Below are 26,304 nucleotides of genomic sequence, written 5' to 3'. Positions count from 1 at the left end.
CGTTAATTTTCCGCACAGCGTTTTTTGAAGTCGGACGGCGTAATTCCGAAACGACCTTTAAACGCGGTCGAAAAATAGCTGGGGCTGCCAAAGCCGTATCTATAAACAACTTCCGTCAGGTTTAATCGCCCGTTATTGGCTTTGATGTAATCGGCACACATCTCCAGGCGCTGAGTTTTTACATAGTCTGAGAAAGTCATGGAATCGCCAGCAAAAGCACGGTAAAGACTTCGCACCGATACGCCAATATGGCTAGCGATCATCGGTGCGTTCAGGCCAGGCTCACCCAGATTATCTTTTACAAATTCAGACGCAGCCATGAACACTTTGTCGTATGACTCGCTACTACGAACACTCTTTAATACCGAGGGCTTTATAAGCGTCGCCAACGAATCAAGAATGGCAGCACTCTCTTCCGGATTCAGGTTTTCATGCCTGGAGGCCTCAACCACCAACTTGCTGGCAAAGCGCGCAATATGAGAATCAGCAGGAATTTTGACACCCAGTTCAACCCTGCTCAGGTTCAAAATCCGCTCAACAATCTGGCGAGGCAATATCAATGATATCTGCTGCGAAGATTCCTGAAATGAAAAACGAAAAGGCAACGCGGAATCAACCAGAACAACGTCTCCCGAAGTGAGAGAAGAACGGTTCCCTGCCTGTTCAACCAGTGAGCGCCCTCGAATCTGGAAAACACAAAAAAAGTCAGGCACACCACTTTTCTGTATCTCTTTTGGCGTGCGATAAAGATCTGCGCCCAAAATATTCACTTTGGACATATTGAGCGACCCGCCAACTTTCTCTACAGACCCTAAAAATCTGTCACCCAAAGGGCTCGCCAGGAAGGGCCCGCATATATCATTGATATTACAGATCCATTTTTCGAAATCACCAGTCCCGCTATTGCATGACGACACGTTTATGACCTCTTACTCTTATTTATTATTGCTAACGTCGAAAATGACCAGAAAACAAACAAAAGTCAAGATGCCTTGGCGGAGCCAGCACCTGGTTTCGATACAAGCGCAAGACAACAGCAAACAAAAAAGTGTCGGTTTTGAACTAGACTTCTGGTGCTTTGGCGCAGTAACGAAATGTTCTGGCACCGACAAGAAAGCACACGGCAAGACGAGTTGATTAAGATGTCGGCTATAGTGTCAGTTAGCCTCAGGCCAACAACCTGAACACCTGCGCTCAAACGATGGCGGCTTATTTCTTCTGACCGCAAAACGGCACCTGTCGGCCACTCGCCCGGTATGGCGAATCAGGCTTTCCATTGCTGGAGATTACAACATGCACATTTACCGGAACACCGTGGACGGAACTCTAACAGAGCCGGCTAATCACTATGAAATCTTTAACCCTGCCAACATGCAATCGCTGGGTTTCGCGCCAGAGAGCGATGAGCAAGAAGTTGACCGGGCCGTTCAATCGGCTGTAGATGCTCAAAAAAGCTGGGCAAAGCGCAGTGATCAGGAGCGGCGGGATATTGTCCAGAAGGTGGCGCACATTCTGGAGGAAAATTCTGAATACCTGGCTGAATTAATTACTCGGGAACAAGGTAAACCTTTGTCAGGCCTTGGCTCCAGGTTTGAAATGCAAGCCTGCGTTGGTTGGACACAAGTGCCCGCAAGCCTGGAACTGAACCCCGAGGTTGTTTACGAGGATGACGAGCGCAAAGACACCCTTCACCGCGTACCTCTGGGAGTGGTGGCAGCTATTGCTCCATGGAACTGGCCGCTGATGATTGCCATATGGCAAATTATTCCGGCCATACGGATGGGAAATACGGTGGTATTGAAGCCTTCCGAGTACACCCCTATTGCGACCCTGGAAATGATTCGATTGATCAACCAGGTTCTGCCGGCGGGCGTTCTCAATACGGTCACCGGGGATGGAAACATTGGTAGCAAACTCACGCATCATCCTGACATTAGCAAAATCATGTTCACCGGCAGTGAAGCCACCGGGCGCCGCATTATTGAAGCCTCGGCCCGGAACTTGTCACCCATCACTTTAGAGTTGGGCGGTAATGACGCCGCCATTGTAATGCCAGGAACGAACATCAAGGCCATTGCCATGGATTTGTTCTGGGGAGCATTCCTGAACGCCGGGCAAACCTGCGCCTGCATTAAGCGGCTCTATGTTCATGACACCGACTACGAAGAGGTTATGTCTGAGCTGAGTTCGATTGCAGGCCAAATGAAGATAGGCGACGGCATGGATGAATCTGTGCTGATTGGCCCCCTCCAGAACAGCATGCAATTTGAAAAGGTCAAAGAACTCATCTCTGACGCCCAAAAGAATGGTTGCGACGTACGTGAGTTTGGCAACGTGCCGGACAAAGGCTACTTCCTGCCCCTTACCCTGGTGGGCGATATCAAAGATGGGCAACGCCTGGTCGACGAAGAACAGTTCGGCCCTGTGCTGCCCATCATTCAGTATAGCGAGCTGAGTGACGCCATCGCATCCGCAAACGGGCTTGAGGCAGGACTGGGTGCGTCTCTGTGGGCACACAACACAGCCGACGCAAACGAACTCGCACCCCGGTTGGAGGCAGGGACAGTGTGGATCAACCAACACGGTGCAATTCATCCGATGGTTCCCTTTGGCGGCAACAAAGCATCGGGCTACGGAGTTGAGTTCGGCATTGAAGGGCTGAAAGCAGTCACCCAGGGCCGGACTATCAGCATAAAGAAATAAAAAAAGACGGCTTCAAGCGCAAATTGAAACCAATAGAAAATCAGGAGCGTGATTGCCAGTGAGCCACCGCGCCCCTAAACCAGAAAAACAAATATTGAGGATCTTGATGATGCATCTCACTAAAAAACTGGCGTGCTGCCTGATGGTCGCGTCCAGCTTTATCGCTGCAACGGCAAACGCTCGTCTTCCCAATGAAACCGTTGGCAGCACGACTCTGCCGCTGCCAGACGACCACAGAAGTTACATGGTGGACTTTGAGTTCAACAACATGGTTTCTACCCGAATTGCTGTCATTGACCCGGACAAACAGAAATATTTGGGCATGATTCCCACCGGGCACGCAGCTCCGGCCACGCTTTCACGGGACCGCAAAACCATTTTCACGGCTGACTTCTTTTTTACTCGCTATGTGCGCGGCGAGCGCACCGATGTGTTAACCGCCTGGGACAGCCAGACCCTATCCCCTAAATGGGAGCTGGAAGTTTCCAGCGAGCGCGCCTTCACACTAACGGAGCGCTTTTCATTGGCAACCAGTAGTGATGACAAGTTTGTCTATATCTACAACTTCACGCCCTCCACGACTGTGACGGTTGTCGATACCACCAAACAAGAAATGGTTAACGAGATTGCGATCAATGGCTGCATTCTGAACTACCCGGTCGGCGAGCGGAGGTTTGCCTCCCTCTGCGGTGACGGGTCACTTCAATTAATTACGCTGGATGACAATGGCAAAGAAGTAGATCGCTCCAAGACCACTTTTTTTGACCCGGATAAAGTAAAGCTCGTCGAAAGGGCAACCGTTGTTGATGAGACCTATTATTTTGTAACAACACTGGGTGAAGTAGTGCCAGTGGATCTGTCCGGAGATGAGCCGGAACTACTGCCCCGCTGGTCCCTCGTTACCGAAGAAGAACATGCAGAGGGATGGGCACCAGGCGGCTGGCAACTACTGACAGCAGCGCCTGGCCTGAATCGCCTGTATGTGCTCATGCACCCGGACCACAAAGCCTATAACTGGGAGGATCCAAGCCAGACTATCTGGGAGTTCGATCTGGAAACCGGTGAAAGGCTTGGAACCCTGGAGTCGCCGAACCTTATCTGGAGCCTGAACGCCACCTCAGATGACAAGCCTCTATTGCTGGGTGCAAATATTGAAGGTGGGCTGGAAATTTTCGAGCTTTCCACAGGTGAGCATACCGGCACCATGGAAGGCGTAACCAAAACGCCGACGCTGATTCTGAACCACTGAGAGGTGACGTGATGATAGACCCTATTGTCAGTACATCGGCTGCTCTGGCGCTGGCTGTGATATTCGCCAGCGCGGCAAGCCATAAACTCAGACACCCACATTGGTTTCGTCGCCAGGTACGCGAATACGCACTCATTCCAGCATTAATGGTGCCAGCTGCAGCTCGGGCCCTGCCAATCACAGAACTTGTGATTGCCGCGGGCTTGCTCTGGAGTGCCAGCAGACCCTACGCCGGTCTTCTGGCATTTTTGCTGATAGCTCTCTACGCGCTGGCTATCGCCATAAACCTGGCCCGTGGCCGCAAAGACATCGACTGTGGGTGTTCTGGCCCGGCAATGCGTCAGCCTCTGCAACCAGCGCTGCTGGGGCGTAATGCGTTGCTGGCTGTCATTGCACTAGGGGCATTACTACCCATGCTCGACCGCCCTCTGAGTCTGCACGATAACTTTGTCATGATCGCAGCGGGAACCGTCCTGGTTTTGCTCTATACCGCCACAGACCTTTGGTTGGCCCATCGGCCGTTACTGCTAAAATTGTCAGGAGAAAAATAAGATGCAAGCACTTATCGTTTCAAACATTCTGCTTTGGCTGCTTTTGATAGCCAGCTCTTTGGTGCTGCTTGGCCTTATTCGGCAAATCGGCGTTTTGCATTCGCGGATCGCCCCTGCCGGCGCACTGATGCTCGATAAAGGTGTCGAGGTTGGGCAGCCGGCACCACAAGTAACCGCGGCGGATCGTTTCGGTCGCCCGGTTAATATTGGTTATGCCGGTGAGCGAGCTACTCTTCTGTTTTTCCTTTCACCAACATGCCCGATATGTAAATCGTTGATACCAGCAATCAAGGCCATCAGTCGTTCAGTCAAAGATCTGGACGTTGTGTACGTGAGTGATGGCGATGCCGCCGAACACGACAAACTTATTGCCGATGCAGGCCTCGAAAAATCCACCTATGTGGTGAGCCCGGAAATTGGCATGACCTACCAGATTGGCAAGCTTCCATATGCAGCGTTGATTGATCAGTCCGGCACACTGAAAGCCAAGGGTCTCGTCAACTCAAGGGAACACCTCGACAGCCTTTTTGAAACCGAATTGCTAGGCTCATCAACACTTCAGGACTACATAAGGGCGCAGTCTGAATCACCTGGTATTCACACCCCATCCTGATTACGGAGAACAATAAAATGAAATTTCTTGATCGCTTTTTTGAACGCTCATCACGCCACGTAGCCAATACAACAGGGCGGCGGCAGTTTATTGCAAAATTTGGTTCACTTATGGCCGTCGGCGTGGCTGCGCCTGCTCTTCTTCCTATAGACAGAACCGGAAAGGCACTTGCAGCCGGGGAGGCCTCAGCCGGCGACCCGGGTGACCCCACCAGTTGCGATTACTGGCGTTACTGTTCTGTCGATGGGTTCTTGTGCAGTTGCTGTGGTGGCTCGGTTACCACCTGCCCACCGGGAACAGAATCCTCCACGGTTACGTGGGTCGGCACATGCCGCAACCCCGCCGATGGCATCGATTACATCATTTCTTACAACGACTGCTGCGGCAAACACAGCTGTGCCCAATGCGCGTGCACGCGCAACGACAGCGAAGAGCCTATGTACAGGCCCTTCAACAACAACGATATTAACTGGTGCCTTGGTACTGAGAGTAGCGTTTACAACTGTACAGTCGCTGTTATCAAGGGCGTGGCGTCCTGAGGAGCATAGCAATGCGCTCACTATTCTGCGTTTTGGCTTTGGCTCTGGTCATTGCCTCCCCTTCGGGGGAGGCACGGGTTATTCCCGACCCCAGGCAAAAGCCAGCACCTGGTAACGAGGCGCGACAAACCCCCATACACCAGGCCAATTACTCACCGGCGGTGAACTATCAGCTGCAATGTTTGGGTTGTCATCTGACTAACGGCGAAGGCGCACCTCGTAGCGACATTCCGATGATGAAAAACTTTGTCGGAAACTTCCTGAAAGTGGAAGGAGGTCGGGAGTTCCTCATACAGGTTCCAGGCGCGTCGCAGTCTGCTCTTAGTAACTCGCAGTTGGCTGAGCTGCTCAACTGGATGCTGAAAGATGGCGGCATAGCCGGTGGTAGTGCGCCAAAAGGCTTCGAGCCCTATACAGAGCAAGAGGTTGAAACCCACAGAGGAATAATGATTAAAGATTTGCCTGGCTACAGGTTGAACCTCATCAAGCAGATAAAGGCCCTTAACATAGACATCCCGAAAAACGTCACGCCTTATTGATCATTCTCACTTAAAACGCGGCTCTTGGTACACCCTGCCCTGAGCCGCGATTTCCTGTTCTTACCTCTACAGATTGCCCTTCTTCACAGACACTATCCAAACCCTGCACTTTACGTTAAGGTCAACATACCGTGCCTCAAAGGATTTTACCCGATCCACAAAGGCTGGCAATGCGAGCACCATTGCAACACCAGCAGGGTTGCATAAAGCGTTCTATACTCTGGCAAACCACCAGTAAAACAGAATAAGGCTCCATTAATTACCGAGGCCCTCACAAGGGGCACTCTGCTCCTCAAGCCACCACCCCAGGAAGAGGATTATGACAACAACAAAGTCCAAAACCGTTTATACCCCTGTTTTTACAGACGGTGCGGAATACCGCGTTCCAACCTTCAAACTGCTGAAGCAGGACGGCTCGCTCTATAAGAGCGGCAAAGCACCTGATATTGATAAAGACAAGGCTCTGCGAATCTACCGTGCGATGGTTACAACCCGCGTACTGGATGAACGCATGCTGGGTGCCCAGCGCCAAGGCCGCCTGAGTTTCTATATGCAGTGTACCGGCGAAGAAGCTGCCATTATTGGCAGCACTGCCGCACTGAACGATGCCGACATGATCATGGCTCAGTACCGCGAACAAGGCTCCCTGGCCTATCGCGGCTTCACTATTGAAGAGTTCATGAACCAACTGTTTGGCAACGAGAAAGACTACGGCAAAGGCCGGCAGATGCCGGTCCATTACGGCTCCAGCAAGCTCCACTACATGACTATTTCATCGCCGCTGGCCACCCAGATCCCTCAAGCCACAGGCTATGCCTATGGCCAGAAAATGGCCGGTGACGGCCACTGCACCGTGGTGTACTTCGGCGAAGGTGCTGCCTCAGAAGGCGATTTTCACGCGGGCCTTAACATGGCTGCAGTACATCGTGTACCCGCTATTTTTTTCTGTCGCAACAATGGCTATGCCATTTCCACCCCCGCAAACGAACAGTTTGCCGCCGATGGCATAGCACCCCGGGGATTTGGCTACAAAATGGATACCATTCGCGTAGATGGCAACGATATTCTGGCCGTTTACCAGGCCACTGAAGCAGCCCGTAAACTGGCCGTGGAAGAGAACCGCCCGGTTTTGATCGAAGCCATGACGTACCGTCTGGCCGCGCACTCTTCATCAGATGACCCTTCGGGCTATCGCAGCAAAGACGAGGAATCGGTTTGGCGCGAAAAAGACCCTATTTTGCGCATGTACAACTGGCTTATAACACACAAATGGTGGAGTGAGGGCGAGGAGAAAAAACTGCAGGAAAGCCTGCGCCGTGAGGTGCTCGAAACCATGAAGCGAGCTCAAAAACTGCCACCACCGGCACTGGACTCCCTGGTAACGGATGTATACGACGAGGTACCCCCGTTGCTGAACGCACAATTTGAAAAGCTCAAAGCACACATTCGCAAATATCCGGATGAGTATCCAAAGTCAGCCGGACACGTTGAGGGAGGGGCATAACATGGCGAAAATGAACATGCTGCAGGCCATCAACGATGCTCTGGATATGGCAATGGCCGCCAACGATCGCGTGCTGTGTTTTGGCGAAGACGTGGGTATTTTTGGCGGCGTATTCCGTGCTACCAGCAATCTGCAACAAAAGTACGGCAAGGATCGCTGCTTTAACACGCCACTGGTAGAACAGGGCATTGTCGGTTTTGCTAACGGATTAGCGGCCCAAGGCTCGTTCCCGGTGGCCGAGATTCAGTTTGCTGATTATATTTTTCCAGCGTTCGACCAAATCGTTAACGAGTCTGCAAAGTTCCGCTACCGCTCAGGCAACCTATTCAATGTAGGCGGGCTAACCATTCGGGCGCCCTACGGCGGCGGCATCGCTGGAGGTCTCTATCACTCCCAGTCTCCCGAAGCTTATTTTGCCCATACGCCTGGCTTGAAAGTGGTGGTGCCGCGCAACCCGCATCAGGCGAAAGGGCTGCTACTGGCTTCCATCAACGATCCCAACCCAACCCTGTTCTTTGAGCCCAAACGCATGTATCGCGCCTCCACAGGCGAGGTGCCAGAAGGCGAATACCAGTTACCCCTGGGCGAAGCCGAAGTACTAAAAGAAGGTACTGACGTGACGCTTCTGGGCTGGGGTGCTCAGATGGAAGTGATCGACAAGGCCGTTGAGATGGCGGAGAAGGAAGGCTTTTCCTGCGAAGTGATTGACCTGCGCACAATCCTGCCCTGGGATGTGGAAACCGTTGCCGACTCGGTGCTTAAAACCGGGCGTCTGGTAATCACCCACGAAGCACCTCTAACAGGCGGCTTTGCCGGTGAAATCGCCGCCACTATTCAGGAGCGTTGTTTTCTCTATCTGGAATCCCCGATCGCGCGGGTCACCGGCATGGACACACCCTTCCCGCTGGTGCTGGAGAAAGAACATTTCCCCAACCATCTGAAGGTCTATGAGGCCATTCGGGAAAGCGTCGAATTCTAAGCGGATATCCGGACAGGAGAGTAATGATGAGTGATTTTATACTGCCCGATATCGGTGAAGGTATCGTGGAATGCGAGTTGGTTAAGTGGCTGGTCAGCGAAGGTGATTTGATCGAGGAAGACCAGCCAGTGGCAGAAGTGATGACCGACAAGGCGCTGGTAGAAATCCCCGCCCCCTACAAGGGCCGGGTAACCCGCCTGTATTGGAAAGAAGGCGACACTGCCAAAGTGCATGCCCCGCTATTTGAACTGGTTGATGAAAGCGGAGAGGGCTCCGACCAGAACTCTGATGAAAGCTCGGGGGAACAGGCCGAGACCAGCGATAAAAACAAAAAACCTGAGCCAGAGGCAAGGCAGGCTGAGGCTGAGGCTGCCCGGCATTCTGAACCTGCGGCAGAGCCAGCCGCGGCATCTGCTGTTTCCCCGGATGGCCAACGAACGCCAGCCAGCCCCGCCGTGCGCCGACTGGTTCGCGAGAACGAACTGACGCTCGGGAATATCCAGGGCTCGGGCAAAGATGGCCGCGTGCTCAAAGCAGACGTGTTGGCGCACATGGACCAGTCGGCATCAGGAGGTTCATCAGCGTCTGAGAGTTTACCCGGGAATCGTCACACACAGAGCCAGGACGTTCGCATTGAGCCAATCAAAGGCATGCAGGCCGTGATGGCCAAGCGCATGGTGACTTCAGCATCGACCATCCCGCACTTCAACTTCAGTGAAGACATTGATGTAACAGAATTGCTGAGCCTTCGCCAGCAACTCAAGCCCGACGCCGAAGCTCGGGGTTCTCGCCTCACGCTGATGCCATTCATCATGAAAGCGATTGCGCTCGCGGTTAGGGAATACCCCGTGCTCAATAGCCAGCTAAACGAAGATGTCACAGAGATTCACTACCAGCCAGGCTGCAACATCGGCATGGCCGTGGACAGTAAAATCGGACTGCTTGTACCTAACGTTAAAAACGTAGGCCAACTTACTCTGCTGGAAATTGCCGATGAGGTAACCCGACTGACCGAAGCGGCCCGGGAAGGCAAGGTAAGCCAGGCAGATCTTAAAGGTGGCACCATTACCATTTCCAACATTGGCGCTCTGGGCGGCACCTACGCTTCGCCTATCATCAATGCGCCGGAAGTGGCGATTGTAGCCCTGGGGCGTACCCAGAAGCTGCCGCGCTTTGATGCCAACGGGCAGGTGGTAGAACGTTCAATTATGACCATCAGCTGGGCAGGCGATCACCGTATTATTGATGGGGGCACCATCGCCCGATTCAATAACCTGTGGAAGGGCTACCTGGAGTCACCGCAATCCATGCTGCTTCACCTGGGCTGATTGCATGGCACCACCGAACCAGTCGTCGTCGATGCCGCCACCGTCGCAAATACAGCAATTTTACATCCCGGAAGAGCAGTCGGTGTATCTGCTCAGCCACGACGACGCGAGAAAGCTGAAAGACTGGGTTGAGCTGTGTACAAAGCAGCTCAAACAGATGGGTTATGCCGACATCTCGATGATTGGCAAGGGCGCCTATGGCTTTGTATTTTCTGGTCGACGGCCTCTGGAGGGCACGCGTGATCTTGAGCATGTGTTCAAGTTCACTCGCATCACCCTGGCCCAGCATCTGCACGACCGGCTGGAAGACGAAGCCTACATTCTGGAGCAAGTGAAGCACCCAAGGGTGCCTCGGCTGATCGCCTTCCACCGTGCCGGTCGCCAACCCATTCTGGTGATGGAACGTGCACCAGGGTTTAACCTGGAAGAAGTATCCTTGCGGGAAGGCCGCCTGAGCCCGCGCCTGATTATCCGCATCGCCGGCCAGCTAGCCGACATTCTTCGCAATCTGCGGCGTGAATCTGATAACGGTCAGCGCCCCATCGTGCATGGCGACATCAAACCGTCCAATCTGGTGTTTGATGACAAAAGTGAGAACATTGCGCTGATCGACTGGGGTTCTTCTGTATTTGCTCAACTTGATGCCAACCAGCAGTTCCTGAGCCCCAGCGTGATGGAGCTTATGTCAGACAACCTGCAGCAGACCAACGCCCGCTTGGGCGATGTTTACTTTATTGGCGAAGAACAACTCTATGGTGGTCTGTCGTCCCCGAGATTTGACGAGCAAGGGGCAGCCGCTACGCTCTACGCACTGGCTTCCGGGCAGTCCTGCCGTTTTGGCCACCTGGCTATACCGGCCACATCCCTCGGCTTGCCCATGGAATTTGCACGCATGCTGGACGGCATGCTCGATCCGGACCCTGCGCTGCGCATGCGTGCCGGAGATCACTACCTGAACGAAATGCCACGTTTGGCCCGAACAGTGATGGTCGATCTGCCCGAACCCACGCCCACACACTTGGTACCCATATGGACGCGGCACTCCGACCGGGAAATCGACACGGTGGTCTACAGTTCCCGCAAAACCTTTCTGCGACAGGAAGGTGCCCCGGAAACCCTGAACGACGTCAACGACGTGCAACTCGACCGCTACTACAAAAACTTCATGCAAGGCATGGGGGAAACAGAAAAAGCATTCCTCGCAGCGGTCAGTCGCCTTGGCCGTTACCCGGTGGAAGGCGGGCTGGCGGTGCGCTGGGAACCAGACGGTGTTTATGTGGATACTTCCCTGAACCTGCACGATCCGGAACTCAAAACCGCCTTCACCACAGCCGTGAACAACATGGTACATCTGGCTCAGGCAATCTACCGACAGGGCATTTTCAAAAGCTGCCTGTTCAACGCCCGGGACACCTTGCACATAGAGCGCGACGAGCCAGATCAGGCATTCATGGCACCGCCCGAGATGCGACTGCCCTATCAGGTAAGCTCTGCACCGGAAGTTGAAGACCGCTCGCGGGTTCACTCCTATTTTGAAGACGGCCCGGACCCCGAAGAGTTTCTGGTGCTACCCCAATCCATCATCAAATCCCTCGAAGGGCTCAACGCCATCCGTCATACGGGCATGATTATCTTTGAGGCTTTGCCCCGCCACCTTAAAATCCACAGCCAATACCGACTGCTGGATCCCGGGAAAGAAAGTGAGTTCCGACAGCGACTGGATGAGATCCTGGCCGCTGTGGATCAAATAACCGGGCTGGGCGTGTCTGGCTTTATGAAAATGCCCTACAAAGATGCCCGTTTCTTCCCCTATATAGAACGATTGCCTGAGCGCTACTACCCGAGAAACCCCAGGCAGGAAGTGACAGAGGCAAGCTAGTATTTTATCTGATTCGCAAACCTGTGGGAGTGGTTTACGATGCGTTGCCATAACCTATCCCCCGCTGAATCAATCAGGCTGCCATGTCTTCAAATTATCTGTATACCGACCTGTCTGGCTACTACGACTTAATGTGCGCAGATATTAACTATCACGCTCAAAGCTACAGCGTTTATAGGTTGCACCAGCTGTTCGGCAATAATGGCGATACCCACCTGGATTTGGCCTGTGGAACCGGGCCGCATATTCGGCACTTTATCGAGTTTGGATACCAAAGCAGTGGTCTGGACATCAATCAGCCCATGCTGGAACAAGCCAGAACCCGATGCCCGAAAGCGCAGTTTTCACTGGGAGACATGTGTGATTTTGAGGTGGATGAAGCTCTCGATTTAATCACCTGTTTTTTGTATTCCATCCATTACAGCAATGGCATCGAAAAGCTGAAGCAATGCATCGCCAGCGCACATAAGGCCTTAAAAAGCGGTGGAGTGTTTTGCTTTAACTCAGTCGATAAAACCAGAATAGACAACAACCTGTTTGAAAGGCACACCGCCAAGCACCAGTCTGGTCTGTTCACCTTCAGCTCCGCATGGCATTACGATGGCGAGGGTGACAAACAATCTCTCCGGCTCGGTATCACGAAAACCACGGAAGGCATTACTCAATCCTGGGATGACGAACACCCAATGGTTGCAACAAGCTTTAAAGAGTTAACGAACATTCTACAGCCGTATTTTGAGGTCCATATTCTTGAACACGACTACCAGAAGATCACGCCTTGGGATAAAGCGTCGGGCAACGCGATCTTTGTCTGTGTGAAAGCTTAAGTTTAAGGCCCTGTCTGACTATGGGGTAATCAACCGAACGACTGGATTTTCCACGCCAGCGGCGGTAACCTACCATTTCGCTTTATCACCAGAATCACATACCTTCAAGGATTGAAGATATGCCCCAGGCAAACGGATTGCAGTTCACTGCGCGTGTCGGTGAGCTTCCCGAAGATGTATTTTCTGTCGTCAGTTTTGCATTAACCGAAAGCCTTTCCGCGCTTTTCCATGGCCGCTTGATACTGGCCAGTACAGATCCGGCCATTCAGGTTTCAGAGGTACTGGAACAACCTGTGGACTTGGTAGTTTGGCAAGACAGCATGCCCCTTCGTCGCTTCACCGGCGTGGTGAACGAATTTGCCCGGGGCGACACCGGCCATCGCCGCACATGCTACGAGCTGATCATTCAGCCACCCTTATGGCGCTTAGGATTGATGCACAACAGCCGCATATTCCAAACCCAGACCACAGACACCATCGTGCGTACCCTGCTGGAAGAAAGAGGCATTGTAGGTTCGGTGTTTGATCTCAAACGCACCCCACAAGAACGGGAATACTGCGTACAACACCGGGAAAGCGACCTGGCGTTTATTGAGCGGTTAGCTGCAGAGGAAGGCTGGCACTATCGCTATCAGCACGGAAATGTAGAAGGCGATGAGCAGCCCGGCCTGATTATCGCAGACCACCACGGCGATGCACCAAGATTAGAAGCCGTCGAATACAACGGCAAAGCCGGCGGCAGCACCAAGCAGCCAGCGGTGTTCCGCTTCCGCTACGAAGAGCGCGCTCGAGCTGCCTCCGTGGCAATCAAAGACTACACCTTCAAGAACCCAGCCTACGGGCTGATGCACGAACACAGCGCAGCCGGCGCTAGCCACCGCCAGGATTATCAACACTTCGACTACCCGGGCCGATTCAAAGCCGATGCCAGCGGGCAACCGTTTACCGAAGCCAGACTGGACGCCCTCCGAAACAACGCGACCACGGCCAATGGGGAGAGTAATCGCCCGGATTTCACCTGCGGCGCCAAGGTTGAACTCACTAACCACGACAGCGCCAAGCTAAACCAGGACTGGCTGCTTACCGCTATTACCCATGTGGGCGAACAACCCCAAGCATTGGCAGAAGAAGGCGGTTCTGAACCGACCACTTACCACAACCTGTTCAGCGCGGTTCCGGCCACAAAAACCTGGCGGCCTTTGTGCGATCACCAGCCCCTGATGGACGGGCCCCAAATTGCCATTGTGGCCGGCCCCGAAGGCGAAGAAATACACTGCGACGAATATGGCAGGGTAAAAGTCAGATTTCCCTGGGATCGCTATTCTGAAAACAACGAACACAGCAGCGCATGGCTGCGCGTGAGCCAAGGTTGGGCAGGCGGCCAATATGGATTCATGGCCCTACCAAGAATCGGCCACGAAGTGATCGTCTCCTTCCTCGATGGTGATCCCGACCAGCCCATCATCACAGGCACAACACACCACGCCAGCAACACACCGCCCTACCCGCTGCCGGAGCATAAAACCCGCACCACCCTGAAAACCCAGACCCACAAAGGCGAAGGCAGTAACGAACTGCGGTTTGAGGACGAAGCAGACAAAGAGCAAATCTACATCCATGCACAGAAGGATCTGGACCTGCTCACGGAGAATAGCCGCACCGAAGTCATCAAAAATGACAGCCACCTGACCGTTGAAAACAACCGCTTCAGCCAGGTGAAAGCCAACGACCACTCAACGGTAGACGGCGAACACCGGAAAAAGATCGGCGGCGACTACAGCCTCACAGTTAACGGTAGCCACCACAGCAAATTCGGCAAGGCGCAGCTTGTGGAAGCGGGGAATGAAATTCATCACAAAGCAGGCACGAAGATTGTGATTGAGGCCGGTGCGGAAGTGACACTGAAGGCCGGGGGAAGCTTTGTGAAGGTGGATCCCGGTGGGGTGACTATTTCCGGGCCGTTGGTGCGGATGAATTCCGGGGGTGGGCCGGGGAGTGGTGCTTCCACAGCCGCCAAGGTTCCTGTGTTACCTAGCTCTGAGGGGGCCGAACGCGTTGGTGGGGATTCAGCCACGCTTGCCCTTAACGACCAGCGGAGTAATGCGACTTCGGGCGCACAGGAGCCTGTTACCGATTACTCAGCTTTACTGAAAGAATCCACCAGTAAGGGCGCCTCAATCATTTCTGACTGCGAGTACGATGAGCATGGACGCTGCACTCTGCATCAACACGCTTGACCAATTACCTACAACGCCTGAAGTACCCGTAATGCCAGATTTCGCTCTAATTGATCTGGCTGGGACACCGGAGTTTTTGAAGACTCTGTATAGTGCCATGGATCGGGGCCCCATCCGTTGGACTTCCCTTCTTGAAGGTACTCGATGGCAGAGCGGCTGGCAGTTTGGCCCCATTTTGGTCGATTTGCGTGGCCGGGCTGACTTTCAGGCAATCGTTACGGACATTCTGACAGCCGGAGCGATCGGCATACTGATGAAAAACAGCCTGGACTATGAGAAAACTCTGGCCTGGAGCAGAAGTCGCCTATTTGCATTGGCGAAATCTGATGATCGCCTGCTCCGTTTCTATGACCCTCGCTCCCTGAAAGCCCTTTTGGCTGCGTTAGGGCCCCGAACACAGGGACTTTTGCCGCCAGATTGGATGTTGCTCTGGCACGACACAGGCCAGTGGTTAAGTTGGCAGGATCATAGTGAAATAAAGCCGGGTTTGCCTGCTTTGGAATGGAAGCTGTCCGAAGCAGATTTGGCCAGTTTGCCTGATTATCGAATGGCAGACCGGGCCTGTCGTTGGGCTTCAACATACAGCGACCATCTCAGTTCTGACGGAGATGAACGCCTATGGGTGCTGGAGCAGCTACGACATGCTCATGATCACGGGTTTCTCAAGGCTGCCCAACAGGAACGATGGCTGAGGCTGGCCATTCAGAGTGACGCACCTCTATTGTCCGATTCGGCATTCAGAGCCTCGGTGGAAAATGCTGATATGACCGACGAAGATCGTCTTGAAGCAATGGAATGCTTAATGGAGTGCGACCATGCAACAACATAAAGTTCAAGCTGGCGAAACCCTTTCAGACATTGCCACTCGCTACAAAGTATCACTGGATGCGATCAAGGCCGAGAACCCGGTTATCAAAGATGTGAATCACATTGAAGCGGGCTGGAGCCTGTTGGTTCCCAAGGCTGCTGAACCGACCAAGCCTCTGCCACCGGCACACTCTGCTAACGATGATTCATCAGACGATACTGAATGCTCCGACTGCGCCTTGGAATGTGTAGCCCTTGTTCAACTTACCGACGATGGCGAGCAGGTATTTGCTCTGACCGAAACCCAGCTGAATGAGCTGGAAGAAGAGACCCGCACCCTAAATGGGCCCCTCGCGGAACTGGCTGAGGCAGAGAAAGGTGCTGAGGACAAGATTCCTGAAGCAAGGGCAAAGGCTTGGGACAAGCTGAAGGCATTGGGTGCACTACCGAAACCGGATCACAGCACCACTGCCCGGGAGTTGCTGGCGGATTATGAAGTCCGCTGGAAGCGTGAGCAGAAACGCTTGGAGCACCAGATTCGCCGAAAGAAGCGGATCCACTACGAAATCCATAATGTCCGTCAGCAGATTCTTATTCCCGGCCGAGAGCGCAATCTCCAGGATTCCAGAGACAGACTATCGCTGCAGTTCTTTACTCTCTATTGCAGTGAGCTGGAATCCACGCTGCCAGGGATCACCGACAAAATAGAGGCCCACCAGAAGGCTACGAAAGGCTATGAGCAGGATCTCTCCCGCATGAATGAGCGCCTGAAGCTCCTTCGGGCAGCACTGGAAGCAGAAATTGAATACCGGGTGGCGGAAAAATCCGAAAAGTCTAAGTCGATAGTTGCCCAGCTCCGTTACGAAGCGGACGAGCTTAAAGAGGCTACCCTTTGGCCAAACTACATCTCCGAAACGGATATCGAAAGCCTGGCTTCAAAGACTAAACGGTTCCGGGAATTGGACGCTGACCTACTCCCATATATGGACTATGTCATTGAGTATTCTGCCAAGGTCAGCTCTGCCGTCTGGCTGGCTACCGTAATTGCCGATGATACGGTTCAAGCGCACCGCAAACGCCAGGAAGAACGTCGGTCACTAATGGCCGATATAGAGAAAAAACTGAGAGAACTGGTAAGCAATAGCACCCCGGTAGAACATATCGCGAGGCCCCAGGTGGCGTCGATGAGACGGCACCCCCTGGTGGAAGTGAAACACACTGGTACCGGCGGTTACCGCTACATGCGTCGAGAAGTAGTGGATCAGCTACGCAAGAACTGGAAGTCCCTGAAAACATCTGATGTCCGGGCAGCCATGAGCGCGGGCGAATTTAAACGCGCCTGGGGCGGTGCCAAAGAGGCACTGAAGACCAGCAAGACCCTGTCGCTCAAAATGGGTGAATGGAAAAGCAAGGACGACAATTTCTTCAACCGACTTGAAGTGGAGCTTCTTAAAAAGGAAGTATCCACCGAGGATGGTCGCTTTTCCGCCAGTGCCGAGGCCCAGATGTTCCGATTTGCTGCCCAGTGCGGCCTGGCCGCTGCCTACGACCCGGAAAAAAATAAAGCCTACATCGGCGGAAAACTGGAAGGTGTATACAGCCTCATGCAGGGCGAGGCCGTTCTGAAGGCTCAGATTCCGAATGAGTTAGGATCGGAATTAATTCTAAAATACGAGAGCCATGAAGGTAATCAGAAAGAGCTTCACTGCGGTTATTTCCGAGCAGATGCCGAGTACCGAATCCGGGGGTTTGCCGGAGCCTGTGCATCCCTTGCAGCCAATGCGAAGATATCCAGTGCGCCGGGGAACGTGGGGATTTCCGGTGAAACCAATGGAGAAGCCTTTGCGGGTGCCAGCCTGAGTAATGAGGCAACATTTGGGGTTAAGTGGAAGGGAGCTTATCAGAAAGTCACTGAATCCCAGCCGAGCAAACCCAGACCTGGCTCTGTTAGCGACAAGCAACGTGACGCTAACTCCGAATATCGGTCTTTGTTGGAAGTTAAAGGTGAGCTAGCTGTTTCTGCCGGCATTGGTATCGGATTCGATTTCCGGATAGGTCTCCAGGAAAGCAAACTTGTAGCCTATATGAAAGGCCATTTGGTGCTCGGGCCAGGCGGTGGCGGTGGTGTCGCGGCGGAACTTAACGGAACGCAGATTTGGGAGTTGGTTAAGTTTGTTCGTTGGTCGCTGGAGCAGAGTGATTTCAGGTTTCTGGATTGGATTGATAGCGCTGCGTTTGAACATCTATCGTATCTAGTGCGTGTGTTTGCGATCAGTGACGAAGCGTTCGTTGATGTCGTCAGCAAGAGCTTATTGAGCTTGTCGGAAACTTGGGCCTCCATTACTACCGCTGAAACAAGGGTTCGCGATACCGCCACTCAAGTGCTGGAGAAACAGGATCTGGAATTCTTAACCCCGAAAACGAAAGCGGACTTACTAAGTATATTATCTGAAGATAGCGGTCCCCTCATTGGATTCGGAGACCCGTACAGAGAGCTTTCTGCGGCGGCCAGTATCAAAATTCTCCAAACGATCAAGAGTCATCGTGAACTAGTAGAGGTGCTTAAGCGGATGGGAATGAAAGACCGCAAAGGTCGGGTCGGAACTCTGATGCGAAACTATTATCACGTAATTTTTCGTCGATTAATGCAGTCCTCGCAAGCTACAAAAACTGAGGTCTGGTTACGAAGTGTAGTTAGCAGGCAGGCAGGCAGCAACGAGCTACCAACTTAATAGCCACAACGAAACCCGGTGGTTTCGCCGGCTCCATTTTGAATTTCCTTTCTTCTGGTCACCGTTGTATTTCCGACAAAGTCTTTAAAATTTCCGCCCCGCAACACTCGATAAGGGTTACCAGGCGGACTTGAAGCATCGGGGGTTTTGGGGCCAAGGGGGTTGTGGGCTTGAGAATATTCGTAATAGTCTTTTTGATAGTAGTCCTGAACCCATTCAGCAGCATTCCCTGACATGTCATAGAGCCCAATTGGATTCGGTGGGAATTTGCCTGGCGGGTGGGGCACTAGGCTGCCAACAGGCGATTCGTCGAAACGAGCACGAACGCGCCTAGGCGCCATGGTTTCATTTTCGATAGCCTCACCGTCCTTCGTTGCATAACGCAGCGCTTTTCCTCGCGCACGGGCGGCATATTCCCATTGAGCTTCGGTTGGCAACTGGGTTGGCTCGTTAGCCTTTTCGCCCAGCCAGTTGCAGTAAGTGACCGCATCCCTCCACGATGCAACCGCTGGCAAATCGGAGTGGTAACGCTTGGGGTTTTCATCCCTCCATTTACCATAAAATCGGCTGGAAGGCTCATACCCCGTCACTTCCATAAACAACTCAAAATCCCCCTGAGTCACCTCATACTTCTGGATATAGAAATCATCCAGAACCACACGGTGAACCGGTATCGTGTCACTTCGGACACTCCACCCCCCAGGATTCCCCATCATGAACTCGCCCCCCTTCACAAACACCATGGCATCCATCTGGCGCTCTATCATATCCTCGGCTTGTGATTCGTAGTAAGAGTTGCAACCAGACATTCCAATGGCGGTGATTAACAAGCAGGGAAGAAAACGGGTGAGATTTCTTTGCGTATTCATGGGTGCGGTATCCTTTCCGACTTATACAAGTAATGGGAATGGATTCTACCGGAATGCTCCAGGTGGCTCCATCAAGAAAACCTCACTCTCTTATAACAAGCTACGGTGCCCCGTTACCCCTATGTGTCGGCGTAGTTGTCGCCTGATTATTTCAGAGGACAACCATGCCCCATTACTCACCGGAACGTAAGGAAGCCATTCTTCAAAAGATGGCGCCACCTCAAAGCCTGACCGTAGCAGAGCTATCCAGTCAGGAAGGCATCAGTACCGCAACTCTGTACAATTGGCGAACAGCCGCCAGAAAACGAGGTGCCGTTTTGCCATCGAATTCAGCCATTCCTGACAAGTGGAGTAGCGAAGAAAATTTCCGCATTGTTCTTGAGACCGCCCCGATGACCGTGGCGGAACTCAGCGAATACTGCCGCAAGCACGGATTGTATCCCGAGCAGATTGAAGCGTGGAAAACAGCCTGCATAGGTGCTGTAATCCCCCCAATCCCTCGGGGCCCTATGACATGACCGGCAATGTAGCGGAATGGACGCAAAACTGGTTTCAAGAAGACTTCTACGAGCACGCGCCTGGCAACAACCCCAGTAGCCCGGCAAAGCCGATAAATCCAGACAAACCCCAAAAAACCGTTAGAGACTGGGCTGGCCGTGGAGATCACATGGGCGGAGGCGGAACCGTATTTACCAGAGCAGGTGCGCATATAGAAAGCTCGGGCAATGGCTTCCGCTGCGTCATCAACAGCCCCGAACCGGTGAACTGATTCGTTTTAATCCGGAACACATACCCAAACAGGTCCACCACAAAAGCTGACCAAGCGAGTATGCGAATTCTAGAGACGGTAACTAAGCATCGGGAATTGATTGAGATCCTGAAACTTATCGGAAATGCGGGGAAGAAAGGTGGATTCCACGATTTCAAAACCAATTATAGGAAATTGGTTGTTCGCCAGTTACTGCATTCTTCTCAGTCTCAAAAAGCTGAGCAATGGTTGTCAGCTATGCTCAACTAGGTCATGCGCAAACACTTTTATTCCGGGTTTCCAGCGCACCTGAACCCGCGGGTTTCAGATGCGAGCGTCTGAGATCCTTTGCGGCGGGTAACCGTTGTATTTCCGAGGAATTCTTTATAATCACCGCCTCGGAGAACCCGATAGGGTAGTTTTTCAAACATATCTCTTTGGCCTTCTGTGGGGCCTTGAGGATTATCGATTGGTGACTGCTCATAGTAATTCTTTGAAAAGTTGTCGCTAACCCACTCCCCGACGTTTCCCGACATATCATATAAGCCCAGCGGGTTTGGCGGAAATGTGCCTGGCGGGGTGGCCATCGCAACTTCATAGGGTGGTGTGTCGTACCTGCTATTTTTGACTTCAGCGGCCATGGTGACACCTTCAATTGCTTCACCGCTCTCGGTTGCATAGCGAAGCATTTCCCCCCGGGCTCGTGCAGCAAATTCCCACTCTGCCTCTGTGGGGAGTCGTACCTTCCTATCGACTCTTTCCCCCTGCCATTGACAGAACGCATTCGCATCTACCCAAGATGCAACGGCTGGCAATTCATCATCAAAACGGTCGGGCCATTCATCTCTTTTGTTGTCGTAGCGATCATCGGAAGGCTCATACCCCGTCACCTTCATAAATAACTCAAAGTCCCCCTGAGTCACCTCATACTTCTGGATATAGAAATCATCCAGAACGACACGGTGAGCCGGTACCGTGTCACTTCGGACACTCCATCCCCCAGGATTCCCCATCATGAACGCGCCACCCTCCACAAACACCATGGCACCCATCTGGCGCTCTATCATATCCTCGGCTTGTGATTCGTAATAAGAGCTGCAACCAGACATTCCAATGGCGGTGATTAACAAGCAGGGAAGAAAACGGGTGAGATTTCTTTGCGTATTCATGGGTGCGGTATCCTTTCCGACTTATACAAGTAATGGGAATGGATTCTACCGGAATGCTCCAGGTGGCTCCATCAAGAAAACCTCACTCTCTTATAACAAGCTACGGTGCCCCGCTACCCTGAAACAGCTAAACCAAGCGCAAAATTATACCCGCAAACCATCACCAATTCACCCAGTTCGCGCTAGACTGGTCGTTATGAATAACCGCGATACAGTGGTGACTGTTTGAAAAAGCTAATCCTGATTTGTGGCCTGGCCTTGCTGATGGCGGCTTTTTTTAGCGCCATAGCCAAGCCGGTTCCTATTGAGCAAAAGCTAATCAATATTCATGCTCAAGATGTGCTCGGTGATTTTCCCGGCATCGAACAGGAGCCTGTTGAAATTCAGGCGATACTGCTGGATATGTCCGATGACCCTCTTCTGCTTCTGAAGGCGCAGGCTGCGTTCATACGTTATCCGGATATGGCCCGAAATGTGTTCCCGCTTTACGCTGCAGAACCGGAGTTTCAAAACATCCTTAGGCAGTATGGTGAGGGCATCCTGCCGCCTATCCAGCATTTCGTGAGCCAGCCCATCAGCACGATTGAATGGATGAGCAAGGCGTCCCGACAATATCAGGCGGCCAAACGGTTCTTTACCGGCGAGCCGGAGAGCTCGAAACCTGACAACCAGCCCTCAAGCGACGGCAAAAAACTGTCACCGGAAGAGCGAGGCTGGTACGCCGTCAACTTCATTCAAAGCGAAGGTCACGACTTTCTGGGACAGTTTGTTGTTGACAGCCAGGGCGCTACTCAATGGATTGGCACAGAACGGGTGCTGGAAGGCGTGAATCAGTTTTTTGCCAGCGGCATTCGTGATCTGGAGCGCAACTACCGTTCCGGGAGTGAGATTACCGCAGGCGACGTTGGCTGGGCGTCGGTGGACGTGCTGATTTTTGCCAGTGCAGCGAAAGTGCTCCGCGTTGGGCGCACTGCGGCTGTCGCCACCAAGGGCGCAAGCCGGGGCACTCGCTCCGCCGCTCTGGCCGCGCGGGTTTCACGCAGTGGGAAAATGGTTTTGCGCAGCGCCCGTTACGCCAAGTGGCCCCTTATGGTTGGCGCCAGCTACTTGGTTATCGCCCACCCCAGCATTATTAACGATCTGTTTGCAGGTATTGCAGATGTACTTGGCTACCCAGTCGTTGTCGTGCAGTTTGTAGGCTGGTTGCTGCTGCTTGTTCCTGCGCTTTATCTCGGTAGCTGGCTGTTATGGCTGCTGGCACCGTTGCTGGTGGGGCTATTGCGGGGCGCCAGTCATCTGCTCGCAGTTCTGAGCGGCCGCTACCGGCGCGGCCCTCAATACTGGCGGTTATGAAAATCAATTCCACCCCACCTCGTCAAACCGAACATCTGCCTGCAGGCGCCCGAATATTTCCATATCGCTTTCATTTTTACCCAGCCGCAAAACCAGTGTCGCTTCGCAGTTTTCAGTTTTTGGCTGACGAATCACACTCCGGTTTTTGATCTTCGCGCCCTGCTCTTCCAGTTGGGCGATCACATCCGCAAGCAGATTAAAATCGCCTGTCCATTTCAGCTCAAGCGACGCATAACGGTCGCCTCTAAAGGGCAGCCGGTGCAGAACATACAACGCAACGAGCACCAGAAGAGTAACCACGCTCGCAATCAGGTATTCCCCTAGCCCAACGGTTACCCCGATGGCTGCAACAGCCCAGATGGAGGCTGCTGTCGTTAACCCACGCACAAAATCGTGGCTTTTTACAATCGTGCCGGCGCCAAGAAAGCCAATTCCCGTAATCACGCCTGCAGCCGCGCGAGCCGGATCCATCCGGATAACAGAATCTGCATCCACACCTAATTCAGAAGAGAGCTTCTGAAAGGCTACAATCACGGCAGCTGAGCCGAGGCAAACCAGGATATTGGTTCGTAAGCCCGCCTCGCGGCCTCGTGACTGGCGCTCCATGCCCACCAAACCACCAAGGAGCATTGCTATCAAAAGGCGCAACACAAAGGCTCCATCACGGGCAACCACATCAAGAAAAGGTTCCATCAATATTCCCCCAAAATCACGCCAGATACGGAATGGTTACACTCAGGTATAATGCACGATCTGCGATCAAGGCGACAATCAAGCGTCCGCGAATAAAAGCATTTGAACCGGAACGAAGCGCTAGCCCATGGCACACCCCTACTTTTTTGGCTGCCCGCAATGGCAACACCCCGCTTGGAATAACGTATTGCCATCGGGTAAAGCTCCCCTGGAGCGCTATAGCAAAGTGTTTAATTGTGTCGAAGGAAACACCACTTTTTACGCCACACCAAGCCACGAACAATGCCTTCAGTGGCGCTTGCAGGTGCCAGGCGACTTTCGATTTCTACTCAAGTTCCCCCGCACCATCACTCACGACCGGTTGTTGTCGGGAGTAGACGCAGGTATGCGAGATTTTCTTGACATTATTGCGCCACTGACGGACGTACTCGGACCCTTTCTGCTGCAGCTTCCCGCCGCATTCGGGCCTGAACACCTGAATAACCTGTGGCGTTTTGTAGACGCCTTGCCCGCGCCCCTGAAATGCACAGTCGAAGTTCGTAACAAGGCTTTCTTCAGCAAAGGTGAAGCCGAAAAAATCCTGAACCGTGGCCTCCGTGAGCGACATATCGCACGCGTATGCCTGGATAGCCGCGCTCTGTTTGCAGCAACCCCTGATAATGACATAACCCTTGAAGCCCAGCGTAAAAAACCCCGTGTGCCTGTGCATATACTTTCAAGTGGTGTCGCGCCGGTTATCCGATACATCGGTCATCCGGAGCTAGAAACTAACCGCCGCTATCTGGCGCCCTGGGTTGAGCGGATCGGCTCCTGGATTGAACAGGGGATACAACCCTATTTTTTTCTGCACATGCCGGATATTGGCGATGCCCTGTCGCTGACTGAACTCTGGACTGAATTATTGAGCCATCGACTGACGGGAATTGAAGCCCTGAGCTTCAGGGAACAACAGCCCCAGATGGGGCTGTTCTAAAAAGCCAACGCAGATCCGTTAGCTACTTTCTCTTCCCAAAACTCTGTGACAAAACGTAAGGAAGCTATTAACCTTTAAAGAAATTGAACAAGCGACAAGCATAATACCTTGGGCCCTCGCTTTTTACTGGAGATATTTAATGGCCATTTCCCGCCGGGATTTTCTAAATGGTGTAGCGTTGACAATCGCCGCTGGACTGACCCCGCTGAGCATGCTTCGAGCAAACCCGGAATCAATACCCGCCATTACGCACTGGCATGAGAGGCAATCACCCTGGCTCGTTCGAAGCTGCCCACAAGCTGGCTCGGGAAGGCCATAGATTTGCACTGGGTGGGTTGAATGTTAAGGAGGCCTATGACCTGGTCGTCGTGGGCGCCGGCATCAGCGGGCTCGCTGCAGCTTGGCTCTACCGTCAGCGCAACCCCGACGCAAAAATCCTGATTCTCGATAACCATGATGATTTTGGCGGGCATGCAAAACGCAACGAATTCAACGTGAACGGCAGCACTGTGCTGAGCTATGGAGGCAGTGAATCGTTTCAGTCTCCGGATTCCCTGTTCAGCGACCAAGTAAATCAACTGCTTGAAGCATTGGGCGTGGAAATATCCCGGTTCAAACAGTATTTCGACCGCGATTACTACTATGAGCAAGGCATGAGCCGTGGCGTCTTTTTTGATAAAAACCACTTTGGCGTCAATAAAGTCGTGGGAGGCAGTCCGGAAATGGGCGTGGCCGACGACCTACGCCCGGATCTTCTGAACTCACGCTCTCTGGAAGCGTATATTCGCGACTTCCCGCTACCCGAAAAGGATATTCAGGCACTGCTGACGCTCCACACAGCTCCCCCGGACTATCTGCCAAACATGTCGGTTGATGAAAAAGTCGAATACCTGAGCACAATCAGCTACAAGACTTTTCTTAGCGAGATAGCGGAGCTCAGTGAAACAGCGTTGTTGTATTTCCGTTCTACCAGCAACGAATTTTACGGCTACGGTGTTGACGCAATCGCCGCGATAGATGCCTACGAAGTTGGCTACCCCGGTTTAAGCGCAATGGGGCTACCAGAGGCCAGCGAAGCAGTTCAGGCGGAGCTGAACGACCCCTATATCTATCATTTTCCCGATGGCAATGCCTCGGTCGCCCGCCTGCTGGTGAGAGACCTGATACCAGGCGTAGCGCCCGGCAACACAATGGAAGACGTCGTGCTGGCCAAATTCGATTACAGCAAGCTTGATGTGGATTCAAACAATGTCCGGCTTCGCCTGAACAGCACCGTCGTGAGAGTAGACAACCCGGGCGGCCCGGTTGATGTAGGCTACCTGACCGATGGCGTGTTGCACCGGGTTCAGGGGCGTAAATGCATTCTTGCCTGCTACAACATGATGATCCCATCGATGGTGCCGTCGCTGCCTGCCATGCAGAAAGAAGCGCTGCATCGCAACGTAAAAGCCCCCCTTGTGTACGCTAAAGTTGTCCTGAAAAACTGGCATGTATTCAAGAAGCTGGGCGTACACTCGTTGTATTCGCCAACGGCTCCATACAGCCTTGTAAAACTGGACTACCCAGTAAATATGGGCGACTACACGCACGCCTCCGGCCCCGAAGATCCGATCGTTGTGCACATGGTGCAGGTACCGACCGCCGCCAATACAGGGCTGGACGTGCGCCAACAGATGCGCATGGGCCGAGCAGAACTATTAGGCCGTTCTTTCGCTGACATGGAACACGAAATATTCTCTCAGCTAAGCGCCATCCTCGGTATTTCAGATACTGAACTTGAATCGCTTGTTGACGCGGTTACCATCAACCGCTGGTCACACGGCTACAGCTACGAGGAAACCAGCCTGTTCGACACGACAGAGTCGGCCGAACGCACCATCAATCTTGCACGCAAAAGGCATGGGCAGATTGCCATTGCAAACTCAGACGCTGGCTGGAGCCCGTATATGCATGCAGCCATAGACGAGGCCTGGCGTGCGGTAAATGAACTGACCGGCCAGGAGGGTTAAGCC

22 protein-coding genes and 1 pseudogene are annotated in these 26,304 nt (G+C 53.0%); 19 read left to right on the top strand and 4 right to left on the bottom strand.

From position 1 onward, the window contains the following. Window positions 1-2 precede the first annotated feature (2 nt). Complete coding sequence (gene feaR, locus ACTHYN_RS03910) at window positions 3-917, bottom strand: transcriptional regulator FeaR (RefSeq protein ID WP_441811195.1); 915 nt, start codon at window positions 915-917, stop codon at window positions 3-5. A 376-nt stretch (window positions 918-1,293) separates the two neighbouring features. On the opposite strand from feaR, the gene ACTHYN_RS03905 reads away from it, so the two are divergent. The 14 genes from ACTHYN_RS03905 (at window position 1,294) to ACTHYN_RS03840 (ending at window position 18,487) form a co-directional block, all read left to right on the top strand. Further along, the gene (locus ACTHYN_RS03905; RefSeq protein ID WP_441811194.1) at window positions 1,294-2,703 is read left to right on the top strand and encodes an aldehyde dehydrogenase family protein; all 1,410 of its coding nucleotides are present in this window, start codon (window positions 1,294-1,296) and stop codon (window positions 2,701-2,703) included. 109 nt (window positions 2,704-2,812) lie between these two features. After that, window positions 2,813-3,952, top strand: a complete 1,140-nt coding sequence (locus ACTHYN_RS03900) for an amine dehydrogenase large subunit (RefSeq protein WP_441811230.1) — start codon at window positions 2,813-2,815, stop codon at window positions 3,950-3,952. 11 nt (window positions 3,953-3,963) lie between these two features. Beyond that, entirely contained in the window at window positions 3,964-4,503 is a 540-nt protein-coding gene (locus ACTHYN_RS03895) for a MauE/DoxX family redox-associated membrane protein (RefSeq protein WP_441811193.1), read from the top strand. A 1-nt stretch (window position 4,504) separates the two neighbouring features. Further along, on the top strand, window positions 4,505-5,116 hold the full coding sequence (mauD, locus tag ACTHYN_RS03890) for a methylamine dehydrogenase accessory protein MauD (RefSeq protein WP_441811192.1): 612 nt from the start codon (window positions 4,505-4,507) through the stop codon (window positions 5,114-5,116). A 17-nt stretch (window positions 5,117-5,133) separates the two neighbouring features. Further along, a complete protein-coding gene (locus tag ACTHYN_RS03885) occupies window positions 5,134-5,655 on the top strand; it encodes a methylamine dehydrogenase light chain (protein ID WP_441811191.1) in 522 nt (173 codons plus the stop codon). 11 nt (window positions 5,656-5,666) lie between these two features. Next, on the top strand, window positions 5,667-6,194 hold the full coding sequence (locus ACTHYN_RS03880; protein WP_441811190.1) for a cytochrome C: 528 nt from the start codon (window positions 5,667-5,669) through the stop codon (window positions 6,192-6,194). Window positions 6,195-6,513: 319 nt separating this feature from the next. After that, window positions 6,514-7,698: a thiamine pyrophosphate-dependent dehydrogenase E1 component subunit alpha gene (locus ACTHYN_RS03875; RefSeq protein WP_441811189.1), complete on the top strand. Its 1,185-nt coding sequence runs from the start codon at window positions 6,514-6,516 to the stop codon at window positions 7,696-7,698. Between the two features lies 1 nt (window position 7,699). Beyond that, window positions 7,700-8,677, top strand: a complete 978-nt coding sequence (locus ACTHYN_RS03870) for an alpha-ketoacid dehydrogenase subunit beta (RefSeq protein ID WP_441811188.1) — start codon at window positions 7,700-7,702, stop codon at window positions 8,675-8,677. Between the two features lie 26 nt (window positions 8,678-8,703). Next, a complete protein-coding gene (locus ACTHYN_RS03865; protein WP_441811187.1) occupies window positions 8,704-10,005 on the top strand; it encodes a 2-oxo acid dehydrogenase subunit E2 in 1,302 nt (433 codons plus the stop codon). 4 nt (window positions 10,006-10,009) lie between these two features. After that, the gene (locus ACTHYN_RS03860) at window positions 10,010-11,884 is read left to right on the top strand and encodes a protein kinase domain-containing protein (RefSeq protein ID WP_441811186.1); all 1,875 of its coding nucleotides are present in this window, start codon (window positions 10,010-10,012) and stop codon (window positions 11,882-11,884) included. A gap of 83 nt (window positions 11,885-11,967) precedes the next feature. Continuing rightward, entirely contained in the window at window positions 11,968-12,711 is a 744-nt protein-coding gene (locus ACTHYN_RS03855) for a class I SAM-dependent DNA methyltransferase (protein ID WP_441811185.1), read from the top strand. A 119-nt stretch (window positions 12,712-12,830) separates the two neighbouring features. Continuing rightward, window positions 12,831-14,948, top strand: a complete 2,118-nt coding sequence (locus ACTHYN_RS03850) for a type VI secretion system Vgr family protein (protein WP_441811184.1) — start codon at window positions 12,831-12,833, stop codon at window positions 14,946-14,948. Continuing rightward, entirely contained in the window at window positions 14,911-15,777 is an 867-nt protein-coding gene (locus ACTHYN_RS03845) for a DUF4123 domain-containing protein (protein WP_441811183.1), read from the top strand. Before ACTHYN_RS03850 ends, ACTHYN_RS03845 begins: the two co-directional genes overlap by 38 nt. After that, complete coding sequence (locus tag ACTHYN_RS03840) at window positions 15,764-18,487, top strand: LysM peptidoglycan-binding domain-containing protein (RefSeq protein ID WP_441811182.1); 2,724 nt, start codon at window positions 15,764-15,766, stop codon at window positions 18,485-18,487. Before ACTHYN_RS03845 ends, ACTHYN_RS03840 begins: the two co-directional genes overlap by 14 nt. Here the strand turns inward: ACTHYN_RS03840 and ACTHYN_RS03835 are convergent. Then, window positions 18,484-19,356, bottom strand: a complete 873-nt coding sequence (locus ACTHYN_RS03835; RefSeq protein WP_441811181.1) for a formylglycine-generating enzyme family protein — start codon at window positions 19,354-19,356, stop codon at window positions 18,484-18,486. The genes ACTHYN_RS03840 and ACTHYN_RS03835 overlap by 4 nt on opposite strands. Window positions 19,357-19,520: 164 nt before the next feature. On the opposite strand from ACTHYN_RS03835, the gene ACTHYN_RS03830 reads away from it, so the two are divergent. Both ACTHYN_RS03830 and ACTHYN_RS03825 read left to right on the top strand, forming a co-directional pair. Continuing rightward, complete coding sequence (locus ACTHYN_RS03830) at window positions 19,521-19,874, top strand: transposase (RefSeq protein ID WP_441811180.1); 354 nt, start codon at window positions 19,521-19,523, stop codon at window positions 19,872-19,874. Further along, complete coding sequence (locus ACTHYN_RS03825) at window positions 19,871-20,125, top strand: hypothetical protein (RefSeq protein ID WP_441811179.1); 255 nt, start codon at window positions 19,871-19,873, stop codon at window positions 20,123-20,125. Before ACTHYN_RS03830 ends, ACTHYN_RS03825 begins: the two co-directional genes overlap by 4 nt. Window positions 20,126-20,391: 266 nt before the next feature. On the opposite strand, the gene ACTHYN_RS03820 is transcribed toward ACTHYN_RS03825, so the two are convergent. Beyond that, a complete protein-coding gene (locus ACTHYN_RS03820; RefSeq protein WP_441811178.1) occupies window positions 20,392-21,273 on the bottom strand; it encodes a formylglycine-generating enzyme family protein in 882 nt (293 codons plus the stop codon). Between the two features lie 225 nt (window positions 21,274-21,498). Here ACTHYN_RS03820 and ACTHYN_RS03815 point away from each other — a divergent pair, with 225 nt between their 5' ends. Continuing rightward, window positions 21,499-22,626, top strand: coding sequence for a hypothetical protein (locus tag ACTHYN_RS03815; protein ID WP_441811177.1), 1,128 nt, complete (start codon window positions 21,499-21,501; stop codon window positions 22,624-22,626). A 3-nt stretch (window positions 22,627-22,629) separates the two neighbouring features. On the opposite strand, the gene ACTHYN_RS03810 is transcribed toward ACTHYN_RS03815, so the two are convergent. Next, window positions 22,630-23,319, bottom strand: coding sequence for an MgtC/SapB family protein (locus tag ACTHYN_RS03810; protein WP_441811176.1), 690 nt, complete (start codon window positions 23,317-23,319; stop codon window positions 22,630-22,632). Window positions 23,320-23,446: 127 nt separating this feature from the next. Here ACTHYN_RS03810 and ACTHYN_RS03805 point away from each other — a divergent pair, with 127 nt between their 5' ends. Together ACTHYN_RS03805 and ACTHYN_RS03800 are read left to right on the top strand one after the other, a co-directional pair. After that, window positions 23,447-24,292, top strand: coding sequence for a DUF72 domain-containing protein (locus ACTHYN_RS03805; protein WP_441811175.1), 846 nt, complete (start codon window positions 23,447-23,449; stop codon window positions 24,290-24,292). Between the two features lie 139 nt (window positions 24,293-24,431). Beyond that, window positions 24,432-26,301, top strand: a pseudogene (locus ACTHYN_RS03800) (NAD(P)-binding protein). Window positions 26,302-26,304: the final 3 nt, after the last annotated feature.

It is taken from the genome of Marinobacter sp. (assembly GCF_052091845.1).
GTDB lineage: Bacteria > Pseudomonadota > Gammaproteobacteria > Pseudomonadales > Oleiphilaceae > Marinobacter.
Note: the sequence above shows the minus strand (reverse complement) of the source record. Positions and strands in the feature narration are given on the sequence as shown.

What these genes read in the sequence shown, in the direction of transcription:
- ACTHYN_RS03830 (WP_441811180.1), top strand. Translation starts at nt 19,521, where the DNA reads ATGCCCCATTACTCACCGGAACGTAAGGAAGCCATTCTTCAAAAGATG.
- ACTHYN_RS03810 (WP_441811176.1), bottom strand. Translation starts at nt 23,319, where the DNA reads ATGGAACCTTTTCTTGATGTGGTTGCCCGTGATGGAGCCTTTGTGTTG.
- mauD (WP_441811192.1), top strand. Translation starts at nt 4,505, where the DNA reads ATGCAAGCACTTATCGTTTCAAACATTCTGCTTTGGCTGCTTTTGATA.
- ACTHYN_RS03865 (WP_441811187.1), top strand. Translation starts at nt 8,704, where the DNA reads ATGAGTGATTTTATACTGCCCGATATCGGTGAAGGTATCGTGGAATGC.
- ACTHYN_RS03825 (WP_441811179.1), top strand. Translation starts at nt 19,871, where the DNA reads ATGACCGGCAATGTAGCGGAATGGACGCAAAACTGGTTTCAAGAAGAC.
- ACTHYN_RS03860 (WP_441811186.1), top strand. Translation starts at nt 10,010, where the DNA reads ATGGCACCACCGAACCAGTCGTCGTCGATGCCGCCACCGTCGCAAATA.
- ACTHYN_RS03895 (WP_441811193.1), top strand. Translation starts at nt 3,964, where the DNA reads ATGATAGACCCTATTGTCAGTACATCGGCTGCTCTGGCGCTGGCTGTG.
- ACTHYN_RS03850 (WP_441811184.1), top strand. Translation starts at nt 12,831, where the DNA reads ATGCCCCAGGCAAACGGATTGCAGTTCACTGCGCGTGTCGGTGAGCTT.
- ACTHYN_RS03855 (WP_441811185.1), top strand. Translation starts at nt 11,968, where the DNA reads ATGTCTTCAAATTATCTGTATACCGACCTGTCTGGCTACTACGACTTA.
- ACTHYN_RS03900 (WP_441811230.1), top strand. Translation starts at nt 2,813, where the DNA reads ATGCATCTCACTAAAAAACTGGCGTGCTGCCTGATGGTCGCGTCCAGC.
- ACTHYN_RS03880 (WP_441811190.1), top strand. Translation starts at nt 5,667, where the DNA reads ATGCGCTCACTATTCTGCGTTTTGGCTTTGGCTCTGGTCATTGCCTCC.
- ACTHYN_RS03820 (WP_441811178.1), bottom strand. Translation starts at nt 21,273, where the DNA reads ATGAATACGCAAAGAAATCTCACCCGTTTTCTTCCCTGCTTGTTAATC.
- ACTHYN_RS03835 (WP_441811181.1), bottom strand. Translation starts at nt 19,356, where the DNA reads ATGAATACGCAAAGAAATCTCACCCGTTTTCTTCCCTGCTTGTTAATC.
- ACTHYN_RS03845 (WP_441811183.1), top strand. Translation starts at nt 14,911, where the DNA reads ATGAGCATGGACGCTGCACTCTGCATCAACACGCTTGACCAATTACCT.
- ACTHYN_RS03875 (WP_441811189.1), top strand. Translation starts at nt 6,514, where the DNA reads ATGACAACAACAAAGTCCAAAACCGTTTATACCCCTGTTTTTACAGAC.
- ACTHYN_RS03885 (WP_441811191.1), top strand. Translation starts at nt 5,134, where the DNA reads ATGAAATTTCTTGATCGCTTTTTTGAACGCTCATCACGCCACGTAGCC.
- ACTHYN_RS03805 (WP_441811175.1), top strand. Translation starts at nt 23,447, where the DNA reads ATGGCACACCCCTACTTTTTTGGCTGCCCGCAATGGCAACACCCCGCT.
- ACTHYN_RS03870 (WP_441811188.1), top strand. Translation starts at nt 7,700, where the DNA reads ATGGCGAAAATGAACATGCTGCAGGCCATCAACGATGCTCTGGATATG.
- ACTHYN_RS03840 (WP_441811182.1), top strand. Translation starts at nt 15,764, where the DNA reads ATGCAACAACATAAAGTTCAAGCTGGCGAAACCCTTTCAGACATTGCC.
- ACTHYN_RS03905 (WP_441811194.1), top strand. Translation starts at nt 1,294, where the DNA reads ATGCACATTTACCGGAACACCGTGGACGGAACTCTAACAGAGCCGGCT.